Annotated in this window: 10 protein-coding genes and 2 tRNA genes; 7 read left to right on the top strand and 5 right to left on the bottom strand. The window is 70.0% G+C overall.

Features of this window, described 5'->3' with window-relative positions:
• The first annotated feature begins 22 nt into the window (after nt 1-22).
• The 4 genes from ACYQPG_RS11790 to ACYQPG_RS11775 all read left to right on the top strand — a co-directional run bounded on the left by ACYQPG_RS11790 (nt 23) and on the right by ACYQPG_RS11775 (nt 4,896).
• A complete protein-coding gene (locus ACYQPG_RS11790) occupies nt 23-628 on the top strand; it encodes a K(+)-transporting ATPase subunit C (protein WP_461231007.1) in 606 nt (201 codons plus the stop codon).
• Between the two features lie 291 nt (nt 629-919).
• Entirely contained in the window at nt 920-1,303 is a 384-nt protein-coding gene (locus tag ACYQPG_RS11785; RefSeq protein WP_461231006.1) for a nuclear transport factor 2 family protein, read from the top strand.
• 150 nt (nt 1,304-1,453) lie between these two features.
• Nucleotides 1,454-4,171, top strand: a complete 2,718-nt coding sequence (locus ACYQPG_RS11780) for an ATP-binding protein (protein ID WP_461231005.1) — start codon at nt 1,454-1,456, stop codon at nt 4,169-4,171.
• Nucleotides 4,168-4,896: a response regulator gene (locus tag ACYQPG_RS11775; protein WP_147906093.1), complete on the top strand. Its 729-nt coding sequence runs from the start codon at nt 4,168-4,170 to the stop codon at nt 4,894-4,896. Before ACYQPG_RS11780 ends, ACYQPG_RS11775 begins: the two co-directional genes overlap by 4 nt.
• Before the next feature lie 19 nt (nt 4,897-4,915).
• Here the strand turns inward: ACYQPG_RS11775 and ACYQPG_RS11770 are convergent, their stop codons facing one another.
• Complete coding sequence (locus ACYQPG_RS11770; RefSeq protein ID WP_461231004.1) at nt 4,916-5,134, bottom strand: hypothetical protein; 219 nt, start codon at nt 5,132-5,134, stop codon at nt 4,916-4,918.
• 313 nt (nt 5,135-5,447) lie between these two features.
• A tRNA-Asn gene (locus ACYQPG_RS11765) sits at nt 5,448-5,523 on the bottom strand.
• Nucleotides 5,524-5,940: 417 nt separating this feature from the next.
• On the opposite strand from ACYQPG_RS11765, the gene ACYQPG_RS11760 reads away from it, so the two are divergent.
• From ACYQPG_RS11760 to ACYQPG_RS11750, 3 genes are all read left to right on the top strand, one after another.
• Nucleotides 5,941-6,087: a hypothetical protein gene (locus ACYQPG_RS11760; protein WP_419829481.1), complete on the top strand. Its 147-nt coding sequence runs from the start codon at nt 5,941-5,943 to the stop codon at nt 6,085-6,087.
• A gap of 255 nt (nt 6,088-6,342) precedes the next feature.
• On the top strand, nt 6,343-8,022 hold the full coding sequence (locus tag ACYQPG_RS11755) for a methyl-accepting chemotaxis protein (protein ID WP_461231003.1): 1,680 nt from the start codon (nt 6,343-6,345) through the stop codon (nt 8,020-8,022).
• A gap of 874 nt (nt 8,023-8,896) precedes the next feature.
• On the top strand, nt 8,897-10,585 hold the full coding sequence (locus ACYQPG_RS11750) for a methyl-accepting chemotaxis protein (RefSeq protein WP_461232459.1): 1,689 nt from the start codon (nt 8,897-8,899) through the stop codon (nt 10,583-10,585).
• 152 nt (nt 10,586-10,737) lie between these two features.
• Here ACYQPG_RS11750 and ACYQPG_RS11745 read toward each other — a convergent pair.
• From ACYQPG_RS11745 to rocF, 3 genes are all read right to left on the bottom strand, one after another.
• Nucleotides 10,738-10,811 (bottom strand) — tRNA-Cys (locus ACYQPG_RS11745).
• A 165-nt stretch (nt 10,812-10,976) separates the two neighbouring features.
• Nucleotides 10,977-11,840: an urease accessory protein UreD gene (locus ACYQPG_RS11740; protein ID WP_419829479.1), complete on the bottom strand. Its 864-nt coding sequence runs from the start codon at nt 11,838-11,840 to the stop codon at nt 10,977-10,979.
• Nucleotides 11,840-12,808, bottom strand: coding sequence for an arginase (gene rocF / locus ACYQPG_RS11735; RefSeq protein ID WP_419829478.1), 969 nt, complete (start codon nt 12,806-12,808; stop codon nt 11,840-11,842). The genes ACYQPG_RS11740 and rocF overlap by 1 nt, the downstream gene beginning before the upstream one ends.
• Nucleotides 12,809-12,887 lie beyond the last annotated feature (79 nt).

The raw sequence follows: 12,887 nt of genomic DNA, 5'->3' as shown, positions 1-12,887 counted from the left end.
ACCGGTCCATCGGAGACCCGCCATGCTCAGCCAGCTTCGCCCCGCCCTCGTGCTCCTCACCATCCTGACGGCGATCACCGGCCTCGCCTACCCGCTCGCCGTGACCGGCCTCGCCGGCCTCATCTTCCCGGCCCGTGCCGCCGGCAGCCTGATCGCACGCGACGGTCAGGTGATCGGCTCGGCCCTGATCGGCCAGAGTTTTACCGGCGCCGCCTACTTCCACGGCCGCCCCTCGGCCACCAGCGCGCCGGACCCGGCCGACCCGTCCAAGACCGTGTCGGCGCCCTACAACGCGTCCAACTCCTCCGGATCCAACCTCGGCCCGACCAGCGCGGCGCTGGCCGGGCGGGTCAAGAGCGACCGGGATGCGCTGACTTCGGAGAATCCGGGCCACCCTGTCCCAGTCGATCTCGCCACGGCAAGCGGTTCGGGCCTCGACCCGGATATCTCGCCCGACGCCGCCCTGTTCCAGGTGCCGCGGGTCGCCAAGGCCCGCAACCAGCCCGAGGACCGCCTGCGCCAGCTCGTCGCCGCGCTGATCGAGGGCCGCACGCTCGGGCTGCTCGGCGAGCCACGGGTGAACGTGCTGGCGCTGAACCTCGCGCTGGATGAGTTGGGTCGGCGCTGAACGGCCATCCAGGACGCTCGGCATCGTCCCCGATCCATCCCCGCGGGACGATGCATCTGCTTCGACGGCCGTCGGCCTGACGGATCGGATGGCCGAGACAGCTCGAGAGGCGACATCTCGTGAGCCGGTTTCTCGAAGCGACCTCACTCCAACCCTCGGGCTGAACGGTATTTACAGGCGACCCACATTGGTATCGTGGTCGATGGACGGGCGCCCCAGGCCTTCCCGCCCGGATGCGCGTACGGGTGCCTGGCGCGTATCCGCCGTGATCGTCAGCACTCTCGGGGTGTCATGAGCGACCTTGTGCAGAGAAAGGCGGACGTGATCGCCTTCTACGAGCTGATGTTCAACGATTGCCGGCCGCGGGAGGCGATCGAGCGTTACGCTGGGGCCGAGTACGTTCAGCACAATCCGCATGTGGCCACCGGCAAAGATGGGTTCATCACCTATTTCGAACGCATGGCGCGGGAATGGCCTGGCAAGCGCGTCGCGATCAAGCGCGCCGTCGCCGAGGGCGAGTTCGTGGTTCTCCACTGCCTCCAGCAGTGGCCGGGTGGGGATGACTACGCCACCATGGATATGTTCCGGCTCGATGCTGGTGGGAAGATCGTCGAGCACTGGGACGTGCTGCAAATCCTGCCGGAAACCGCCGCCAATCCCAATGGCATGTTCTGACGAGGCGACAGGACTTTTTACCCCACCTCCACCTGCCCTACGACCTGCAACGTGGAAGGGGTTGTCGGGTGCGAGACCGGAGCGGCGGCAATCCGGCCCGTTGCGGACCCCATACGCGTTGCGCTGACCGCGGTCACGCCTGAAGGAACCATGCCCGAGACCGGCCGAGACCCGTCCCGTCCCACCCCCGAGGCGCTGCTGGAGACGGCGCGCCGGGAGACTCCGACTCGCGGACGGCTGAAGGTTTTCCTGGGGGCCGCCCCCGGGGTCGGCAAGACCTACGAGATGCTCACCATCGGCCGCGCTCGGCGCGAAGCCGGCATCGACGTGGTGGTGGGCGTCGTCGAGACCCACGGCCGGGCCGAGACCGAGGCGCTGCTCGACGGGTTTACGATCGTGCCGCGCCGCACCGTGCCCTACCACGGCACCACCCTCGACGAGATGGACCTCGACGCCCTGCTGGCCCTCAGGCCGGCCCTCGCGCTGGTGGACGAGCTTGCCCACACCAACGCCCCCGGCTCGCGCCACCCGAAGCGCTATCAGGATGTCGAGGAACTGCTCGACGCCGGCATCGACGTCTACACGACGCTCAACATCCAGCACGTCGAGAGCCTGAACGACGTGGTGGCGCAGATCACCCGCATCCGCGTGCGCGAGACCGTGCCGGACGGCATTCTGGACCGGGCGGACGACATCGAGGTGGTCGACCTCAACCCGGACGACCTGATCCAGCGGCTCAAGGACGGCAAGGTCTACGTGCCGACCAACGCCGAGCGCGCCCTGAAGCACTACTTCTCCCGGGGCAACCTCACGGCCCTGCGCGAGCTCGCCCTGCGCCGCACCGCCGACCGGGTCGACGACGAACTCGTCAGCCACATGCAGGCCAACGCCATCGCGGGGCCCTGGAGCGCCGGCGAGCGGGTGCTGGTCTGCATCAGCGCCGATCCGCGCTCGGCCGGCCTGGTGCGCTACGCCAAGCGCGTCGCCGACCGGCTGCACGCGCCTTGGACAGCCCTGTTCATCGAGGCACCGCGCGGCGGCTCCGGCAGCGAGGCGGCGCGCGACCGGATCGCCGAGACCCTGCGGCTAGCCGACCGGCTCGGTGGCGATGCCGTCACGCTACCGGGCGGCCGGCGCGTCGCCGACGACATCCTGGCCTATGCCCGCTCGGCCAACGTCAACCACATCGTGGTCGGCAAGGCGGCGCGCTCCTGGATCTTCGAGCTGGTCAACGGCTCGGTGGTCCACGACCTCGTGCGCCGCAGCGGCAACATCAGCGTCCACGTGGTGCCGGGCGAAGCCGTGCCGGCCGAGGCTCCGGCGCGCCGGCCGGTCGCCACCGCCGCCCCGGCCGCGACCTTCGAGCCCGGCCCCTACGGGATGGCTGTCCTCGCTTCCGCGGTGGCGCTCGGGGCGGCACTCGTGCTCCAGCCCTATACCGGCATCGAGAATGCCGACCTGATGCTGCTCACCGCCGTGGTCGCGGTCGCCGTGCGCTGGGGGCTCGGGCCGTCGCTCGCCGCGGTGGTCACGGCCTCGCTGGCCTACAACTTCTTCTTCCTGCCGCCGGTCTACACCTTCACCATCGCCGACCCGACCAACGTCGCGGCGTTCCTGCTGTTCACGCTGGTGGCCGTGCTGGTCTCGAACCTCGCCGCCCGGGCCCGCCGCATCGCCATGATCAGCCAGGGTCGGGCCACCTCAACGGAGCGGTTGTTCGGCTTCTCGCGCAAGCTCGCGGGGTGCGGCACCCTGGACGACGTCCTCTGGGCCACCTGCGCGCAGGTGGCCGCCATGCTCAAGGTGCGGGTGGTCCTGCTGCTGCCGGACGGCAAGCCCGTCACCGTCCGGGCCGGCTACCCGCCCGAGGACCGGCTCGATGCCGCCGACCTCGCGGCGGCCCAATGGGCCTTCGACAACGACCGCCCGGCCGGGCGCGGTGCCGACACCCTGCCGGGCGCCAAGCGGCTGTTCCTGCCGATGCGTACCGGGCGCGGCACGATCGGGGTTATTGGTCTCGACGCGGACGGCAACGGCCCGATCCTGACCCAGGAGGGGCGCCGGCTGCTCGATGCCCTGGCCGATATGGGCGCCCTCGCCATCGAGCGGGTGCGGCTGGTGGAGGATCTCGACCGGGCCGAGCGCGCCGCCGAGACCGACCGCCTGCGCCAGGCGCTCCTGACCTCGATCAGCCATGATCTGCGGACCCCGCTGGCCTCCGTCCTCGGAGCTGCCAGCACGCTGCGCGACCTCGACGCCGACCTCGGCTCCGAGGCCAAGGCGGAGCTGCTGGCGACGATCATCGCGGAATCCGAGCGGCTGAACCGTTTCATCGCCAACCTGCTCGATATGACCCGATTGGAGGCGGGCGCGGTGGCCCCGAACCTCGCCCCCCAGGACGTCGCCGAGACCGTCGACACCGCCCTGCGCCGGGTCGAGCCGGTGCTGGCCGACCATCGGGTCACGGTCGACCTCGCGCCCGATCTGCCGGTGCTCCGCTTCGATCCGGTCCTGTTCGAGCAGGTGCTGGTCAACCTGCTCGACAACGCCGCCAAATATGCACCGGCCGGCTCGACCGTGACGGTCCGGGCCCGCCGAGAGGCCGACCGGGTGCGGCTGGACATCATCGACGAGGGCGACGGCCTGCCCGAGACGGAGGTCGAGCGGGTGTTCGACAAGTTCTACCGGGTGCGCAAGAGCGACCGGGTCCGGGCCGGCACCGGGCTCGGGCTGGCCATCGCGCGCGGCTTCGTCGAGGCGATGGGCGGCACCGTCACGGCCGCCAACCGGCGCGACCGCCTTGGGGCGGTCTTCACCGTGACGCTGCCGGTCCCGGCCCGGACCACGCCGAAGGACATCGCCGCATGAGCCCGACCATCCTGGTCATCGACGACGAGCCGCCGATCCGGAAGTTGCTGCGCACGGGGCTGTCCACGCAGGGCTATGCGATCCTGGAGGCGCCGAACGCCGCGACCGCCCTCGACGTGCTGGGGCGCGAGCGAGTGGATCTCGTCATCCTCGATCTCGGGCTCCCCGACATGCGCGGCCACGACCTGCTGCGGGCGATCCGGGCCCGCCATCCCGAGCTGCCCGTGGTGGTGCTGTCGAGCCGCACCGACGAGGGCGGCAAGGTCGACGCCCTCGACCTCGGCGCGGACGACTACGTGACCAAGCCGTTCGGCATGGCGGAGTTGCTGGCTCGGCTGCGCGCCGCCCTGCGCCACCAACTCGCCGTCCAGGGCGAGCGGCCGATCTTCCGGGTCGACCGGCTCTCGATCGACCTCGTGCGGCGGATCGTGAAGGTCGACGATGCCGAGGTGAAGCTCACCCCGCGCGAGTACGATTTCCTGCGCGTGCTGGTGTTGCATGCCGGCAAGGTGCTGACCCACGCGCAGCTGATGCAGGCGGTCTCGGTCTCCTCCGATCCGCAATACCTGCGCGTCTACATGCGCCAGCTCCGGCAAAAGCTGGAGGCCGACCCCGAACGCCCGCGCATCCTGCTGACCGAGACCGGTGTCGGCTACCGCCTGCGCGCGCCGGAGGACGAGCCGACCGTCTCTGAGAGCGGGCGGTCGCGCAACGGCGGCGCCTGAGAACGGGGCTTCGACCGGCTCAGAGCCGAAGCGCGATCCGTTCCGCCGAGACCTGCACGGCATCGGGGCGGTGATCGGTCTCCGCCGCCGCGTAGTCGTACGCCGACTCTCGGCTGCGGAACAGGCCACCGGCCCGCCCGTGGATCTCGATGGCGACCCAGCGCCCCTCCGGGTCCTGGCCGACGATGAACCGGGCGGTGTCCCCCGCGGGGGCGACGATGGGGATGGTGGGCGACATCGGCTGACTGGGGTTCCCGCGATCCTCCAGGGATCGCACCCGGACGGTGGACCCGAACGCATGAGGGATCGAGCGGGACGCCCGGCCGATCTCATAAGGGTCGCGTTAAGATTCCGGGATGGGCCCGCCTGCGCCGCCCGTTGAGGGCGCGATCGGGGCCTCAGGTGACTCCGCCCGGAGCGGCGCCGGTCACAGTATGCGGCTTCCGGGTGGTCGTCTCGCGCGGTCCTGACAGCAAAGACGCGGCATCGCCTGCCGCAGTAAAGCCGTCGAAAGCTATTCGCGCAACGTCTTCAAGAGGTTAACTGGGTGATGGCTCCCCGAGCAGGACTCGAACCTGCGACAAGGCGATTAACAGTCGCCTGCTCTACCAACTGAGCTATCGGGGATCACGAGCGGGTCTCTACACACCAAGATCGCGGGACGCAAGACCCTGAATGACGCGATCGGCACCGATCGTCTGGGCGCCCCCTGAGCGCCCCTGGAGAAAGGTGGTTTGCCGGCGCTCGACCGGGCGCGGCGTGGCATTTTTACAACGGACATTTCGGGGGCGACGCAGCGGGAGGTGCCGGCAGAAGGTGCGGCGGCGGCAGCATGCCGAGGCCCATGGGAATTCGCGGGGTCATCCCATCGTCATGGCGGCCGCCTAGACGATGGGGCCGTCGCCATGCGCGCCTCGATGCCGATCCCGCGCCGTCCCGAACCGCAAGGCGCCTGTGCCGTGCCGTCCGGTGATGCCGCGTTCGCCCCGACTTCCGGCTTCCGTCGCGTGCGGGCCTGCCTGTCACGTACTGAGAGTTCTCACGATGTTTCGGGATCCCGACGGCCTTCCAACAGGCGACGCCCTCCGCCCGAAGCGTGACAGCCGCATGCCCGACTACATCGGCGTCGCCGTGATCGGTTTTCTGATCGTCGCTGCTGCCGCGCGCGTGATCCTGGCGCACACCGTTTGAGGTGTCTTCCGCACAATCCGACGACCAGGCCGTCCCGCCGGGAACAGGTTCTGGTGCTGGGCATCGATGGCAAGACCGAAGATTTTTCCCTGAGTTCAATGATTGTAGCCTCTCGTATGTACTGAGCGGTTTGAATATATCGAGGCAAGAGTACATTTAAATTCGTGGGGTTTGCCGGCTATATTTAGTGTCGGCGCAAGCTTTGCTATCGTAAGGCTCTCCCCCACGATTCTCGCGGACAGCGGTTCTCTCCTCATGCGCATTTCTCTCGGCTTCAAGCTGGCGGCGGTCGTCGGCCTGCTGGGCTTCGTGGCGGTCGGCATCTCGGCCTTCGCCATCCGGCAATCGCTGTGGGAGCAGGAGCGCGCCGCCGCCACGGACAGGATCTGGAATGCCGGGCTTCAGGCGGGCGCCCTTGGGCAGGCGATCGAGCACGCGGTCGTCCAGGCCACCGCCCTCTACACCGCCGAGGACACCAAGGAAGCGCGCACGCGGCTGTCGGCGCTGCACGACGCCCTGGCGGCGGTGGAACAGGTCCGGGGCCCGTTCCTGGTGGCGATGGAGGATCAGCTGCCGTCGGACCGGCGCCGCCGGTTCGATCTGTTCGTGAAGGAGTTCATCGCCTACCAGAACGACACCGCTGAGCTCGGCCTGACCATCTCGCCCAAGGCCGCCCTGATCCAGGCCACCGACGAGGCGACGGTGAGAAACCGGGAGCACATGATCGCGGAGATCGGCCTGCTTGGCCGCGAGGTGCTCACCCGGCTCAACGAGCGGCGCGCCGCTGACGCCGCGGATCGCAGCACCGCCCGCCTGGCGCTGATCGTCGTGCCCGCCGTGGCCCTCGCCTTCGGGCTGCTCGCCGCGATCTGGATCATAATCAGCCAGGTCCAGAAGCCGCTCGGCCGGTTGAAATCCAGCATGACCGCGCTGGCGGCCAACGACCTCGGCCGTACGATCCCGTTCACCCACCGCCAGGACGAGATCGGCGAGATGGCCAGCGCCATCGCGGGCTTCCAGACGGCCCTGATCGAGAAGCGGAAGCTCGATACCGAGGCGCAGGCCCGCCGTGATCGCGACCGGGTCCGGGCCGAGCAACTGGCGGAGGCGACCCGCGCCTTCGAGGGGGAGACCCACCGCGCCGTGGCGGATCTCGCCGGATCGGCCGATTCGATGCAGGATGCTGCCGCGACGCTCACCGGAACGGCCGGCGACATGGCGTCCCGGGCCGCCGTGGTGGCGGGTGCCTCGAGCCAGACCGCCGACATCGTCGACAGCATCGCCGGCGCGGCCGAAGAGTTCGCAGCCTCCGCCCGGGAGATCGAGGGGCGGGTCCGCCACACCAGCGAGATCGCGGCCTCCGCGCTGACCGACACCAAGCAGCTGGAGATCACGGTCTCGAGCCTGTCGCAGGCGGCTGCCGAGATCGATGCCGTCGTCACCCTGATCCGCACGGTGGCGGAGCAGACCAACCTGCTCGCCTTGAACGCCACCATCGAGGCGGCCCGCGCCGGCGCGGCCGGGCGCGGCTTTGCCGTGGTCGCCGCCGAGGTGAAAGCGCTCGCCGGCCAGACCGCGCTCGCGACCGACCGGATCACCGGCCAGGTCGGGTCGATCCAGGGGGCAGCCGCCAACACGGTCGGCGCCATCGCGTCGATCGGCGAGACGATCGCCCGGATGAGCGTGATCGCCTCAGAGGTTGCCCAGGCGGCAGACCAGCAGGGCGCGGCCAGCCAGGAGATCGCCCGGGCCATCGCGGATGCGGCGGCGGACTCGCACAAGGTCTCCGAGAGCGTTGGAGGCGTGCGCGCCGCGGCCGCCTCCAACGAGGTGCAGGCCGAGCAGGTGCGCGGCAGCGCCTCCCGGGTGAGCACCGGGACCCGGACCCTGCAACAGGCGATCGAGACCTTCCTGGGGCAGGTCCACGCCGCGTAGCGTTCGACCAGGCGCACGAAACGGCCTTTCGCGCGCCTGGCGGAACAGCCAGAGTGCGCGCGGCCGTCCGGGAGGCCGGTCTGCGAACGGACCGGCTCGCGGCTCGTAACGGATCCGGACCGCTCCCACGCCGACCGGCAGAGACTGGCGCTTCTGCAGCGCGCGATGGAAACGCCCGGCGATGTCCGGGACCTACCGGCGTTTCCGACCTCGTCGTTCAGCTCAAGCGGGCCAGCGCGCGAACGGCATCGCCCAGGGTAGCGGAACAGGCCTGCCGCCAAGGCATGATTTCGTCTGCGCGCGTTCTGGATGCGAGCGCAGGCGGTCGCGTTGCCGATAGTTTCATAGCCGGGTGCACAAGCACGGGGTTGTTTCCGAATGCAATAAATAACATCCCGCGAGTTCTAACTTTCGGCTTCTATCTACCGTATATTTGAGCATGATCATTGAATAAACTCAGTATTGACAACTTTGGCTTGTATTGACGGATAGATCCTTCGGCCCGTATCTTTATCCGAGCAGCTGAAGAAACGTCGTCGAACCGTCCCGCCATTCCATGTTTGCAGCGTCGATTTTTGATCCGGCGGGCTCGCGCCGTCACGGCCGCGCGTCGCCATACCGAAGGCGCTGAGGTTCGGCCCGGCGATGCGGCGGCGCTGAGGCTGCCGCACGTCGATGCAACGCTTGGCGCATCGTCCCGAGCGCCGGATTCGCCCCGAACTGGCTTCGCCCCGTACTCGGCCACATGCCCCGCGCTCTCGATCGCCCAATGGTCTCCTCGACCCTTTCGACTTCCAAGCTTCCGCCTTCGACAAGGCACCTTGCCGCGACGCGATCGTGCGTCGGTCCAGAAGAGAACAGTATCGTGCTTCAGATGCGCAATTCCTTCGGCTTCAAGCTGGCGGCGGTCGTCGGCCTGCTGGGCTTCGTGGCGGTCGGCATCTCGGCCTTCGCCGTGCGGCAATCCCTGTGGGAGCAGGAGCGCGCCGCAGCCACGGACAGGAGCTGGAATGCCGGGCTTCAGGCCGGCGCCTTGAGCCAGGCGATCGAGCATGCGGTCGTCCAGGCCACCGCCCTCTACACCGCCGAGGATACGCAGGAAGCGCGGACGCGTCTCTCCGGGCTGCAGGACGCCCTGGCGGCGGTGGAACACGTCCGGGGGCCGTTCCTGGTGGCGATGGAAGATCAGCTGCCGTCGGACCGGCGCCGCCGGTTCGACCTGTTCGTGAAGGAGTTCATCGCCTACCAGAACGACACCGCTGAGCTCGGCCTGACCATCTCGCCCAAGGCCGCCCTCATCCAGGCCACCGACGAGGCGACGGTGAAGAACCGCGAACGCATCATCGCGGAGATCAGCCGACTCGGGGGCGAGGTGTTGGCCCGGCTCAACGACCAGCGCGCAGCAGGCGTCATCGAGCAGCGCCATGCGATCGTCGCGCTGATCGTGGCGCCGGCGGTTGCGCTCGCCCTGGCATTGGCCGCCGCGATCTGGATCGTCCTCTCCCAGATCCAGAAGCCCCTGAAGCGCCTGAAGGCCGCCATGCAAGCTCTTGCGGCGGACCGGCTCGACGACGCGATCCCGTTCACGCAGCGCCAGGACGCGATCGGCCAGATGGCGCATGCCATCGCGGCGTTCCAGGCGGCGATGATCGAGCGGCGGACGCTCGACCACGACGCCCGGGCGCGGACGGCGCGCGACCTCGTCCGGGCCGAGCGCCTGGCCGCGGCGACCCAGGCCTTCGACGACGAGATGCAGCGGACGGTGGCGGATCTCGCCGCCTCCGCGGACGCCATGCAGGCCTCGGCCGACGCGCTATCGGGTCTCGCGGGCGAGACGACCACGCAGGTCGCCGTCGTGGCGGAGGCCTCCGATCAGACCGCCGGTGTCGTAGTGAGCATCGCCAGCGCTGCCGAGGAGCTGTCGGTTGCGGCCCGGGAGATCGAGAGCCAGGTCCGGCATACGAGCGAGATCGCCTCGACGGCCCTGTCGGATACGCAAGGGCTGGTGGCGACGGTGACGACCCTCTCGCAAGCCGCGGACGACGCCGGCGCCGTGATCGCGCTGATCCGCGCCGTCGCTCAGCAGACCAACATGCTGGCGCTGAACGCCACCATCGAGGCCGCGCGGGCCGGTGCGGCGGGACGGGGGTTCGCCGTGGTCGCCACCGAGGTCAAGGATCTGGCGGCGCAGACCGCGCAGGCGACCGACCGCATCGCCCATCATATCGGGGCGATTCAAGCCGCCGCCGCCGACACGGTCGGAGCGATCGGCTCGATCGGCACGGTGGGCCAGACGATCGCGCAGATGAGCTCCATCGCCGCCGAGGTTGCGGTCGCAGCGGACCAGCAGGGCCAGTCGAGCCAGATGATTGCCCGTGCCATCACCAGCGCGGCGACGGATTCCCGGAAGGTCTCCGACAGCGTGGCGGGCGTGCGCGCCACTGCGGCCTCCAACGAGGTGCAGGCCAAGCATGTCCGGACAAGCGCCCTGCAGGTGAATGCCGGGACTCATAGCCTTCAGCGGGCGATCGAGACGTTTCTGGCCCAGGTCGCCGCGGCCTGACGGCATCGTCCTGGAAGGCAGGGCCTTCGAGAGGGTCTAGGGAATCGTGGGTGCCGGCCGCCATGCCGGCGCCTGCGACGCGGGACATCCGCCGTATCGACGGCATCGAGACCGGTCGGCGGAAGCGTGCGCGCTGTATCTCGGATGATCGATGGAGGCCTCGCCCGGAATCGAACCGGGGTGCAAGGATTTGCAGTCCTCTGCGTAACCACTCCGCCACGAGGCCCCTCGTCGCGACGCCGCGGCGTCGCCATCGGAGCCTGGCGGCCGGCTCCGGGTGGGGGTCTCTAGCAGAGGTGGGCGGCGACAGGCAACGGTCGCGATGCGGCTTCCGCGCAGGAATATGCAGGTCGGTCGGCGCTGGACCGGCCCGCGGCCCGAAAGCAGCCGGTCAGCTCTGCCAGACCCGGGGCATCGGCCGATCGCGATAGCCGGCCAGGACCTGGCTCACGAGGCCGCGCAGGGGCCCGACCCCATCGGCCAGGGCGCGGATGACGAGGTGTCCGTTCCAGGCACTCGCCGCCGCCTCGATTCCGGGGACGACGGCCTGTTCGAGCAGGGCGCGGGCTTCCTCCAGACGCCCCTCCGCGTTTGCTGAGACGTCCAGCAGGGTCGCGCAGGCCCGGGCACCGCCGCCGATCGCCGGTCGCGTGAGAAGATCCGAGATCGGGCCTTCCAGGACGAGGCTGTCGGCATAGACGAGCCGCCCGGCCCGGCGCACGCGCCAGGTATCCGCGAACAACCCCGCCGCGATCCGCTCGCCCCGGGCGGCTCGGCCGAAGGCCACGATCTCGACGGCCAGCAAAGCGGCGCCCTCCGCGAGGTCGGCCTCGAAGCGCCGCCGGACCCGGGCGCGATCGAACAGGATCGTCTCCTGCGGCAGCCAGGCCAGCCGGGCGTGCGCCGCCAGGGTTATCCGGTTCTCGATCCGGCTGACCGGGCCATCCGAGCGGTAGATCTTTTCCGCTGCCGTGGTCGTCAGCACGAGGTCGGCCGACGGGGCGAGGTCCAGCGCGATCGTGAAGGCGTCGCCGCACGCGACACCGCCGGCGGTGTTGACCAGCACCGCCTCAAGCGCCCCCTCCCCGCGTGGGAAGCGCAGCCGCGACGGGCCGGATTCAGCGAGGTCGAGGATGCGGGTCGGGCCCGTTCCCCCGGCCGGACCGGCCCACAGGTGGACGCGCCCCTCCGAGCGCTGGCGCGCGGGCGCCCCGGCCGCCGGAAGATCCTGAACCTGCGTCGCGCCGTCCGGCATTAGCGGCGGCCGCCGTGATCGCTCGAGACCGCCTCGATCGCGGGCGTCGGCCGGTCCAGGATGCGCCGGCCGAACAGGCTCGCCACCAGTTCCACCAGCACCCGGGCGCTGCGGCCCCTTTCGTCGAGGAACGGGTTCAGCTCGACCACGTCGAGGGATCGCACCAGGTCGGAATCGTGCAGCATCTCCATGATCAGGTGCGCTTCCCGGAAGGTCGCGCCCCCCGGCACGGTCGTGCCGACGCCGGGTGCGATCGATGGGTCGAGGAAATCGACGTCGAGACTGACATGAAGATGCGCACCGTCGCGTGCGACGCGGTCGAGGACGCGGCGCAGGGGCGCGACGACGCCGAACTCGTCGATGGTGCGCATGTCGGTGACGCCGACCCGCCGGGCCGTCACGAGGGCGCGCTCGCCGGCATCGATCGAGCGCAGGCCGAACAGGTGGACGTTGGCCGGCGGCAGCGGCGCCGGCGCCGGATCGGCGAACAGGCTCGGGAAGCCCGGCTCGCCGCACAGGGCCGCCAGCGGCATGCCGTGGACGTTGCCCGACGGCGAGGTTTCCGGGGTGTTGAAGTCGGCGTGGGCGTCGAGCCAGAGCACGAAGAGCGGCCGACCCTCCCGGGCGCAGTGGCGCATCGCCCCATCCACCGAGCCGAGCGACAGGCTGTGATCGCCCCCGGCGGCGAGCGGCAGGGCGCCCGCCCCCAGAGCAGCCTCGACCGACCGCGACAGGGCGCGGGTCCAGGCCGTGACGGCGGGCAGGCCCCGCGCATCCGCCGGCCCGTCGGGGACGACGTCCCCCTGATCGACGACCGCGTGGCCGAGATCGGACAGGGTCCGGACCAGTCCGGCGGTGCGCAGGGCCGCAGGCCCCATGAGCGCGCCGGGCTCGCTGGTCCCGACCTCGATCGGCGCCCCGATCAGCGCGATCCGGCGCGCATCCCCTCGGCTGGTGTCGCTCGTCATCCGGTCCCCTCGAGTGCAGGTGGAGGCTCGTGCGCCCGTTCGATGCTCTAGGCGCACTCGAAGGGCCGGCCAACGATTC

The organism is Methylobacterium sp. CM6246, assembly GCF_054818005.1.
This window is presented reverse-complemented; position numbering and strand designations above follow the sequence as displayed.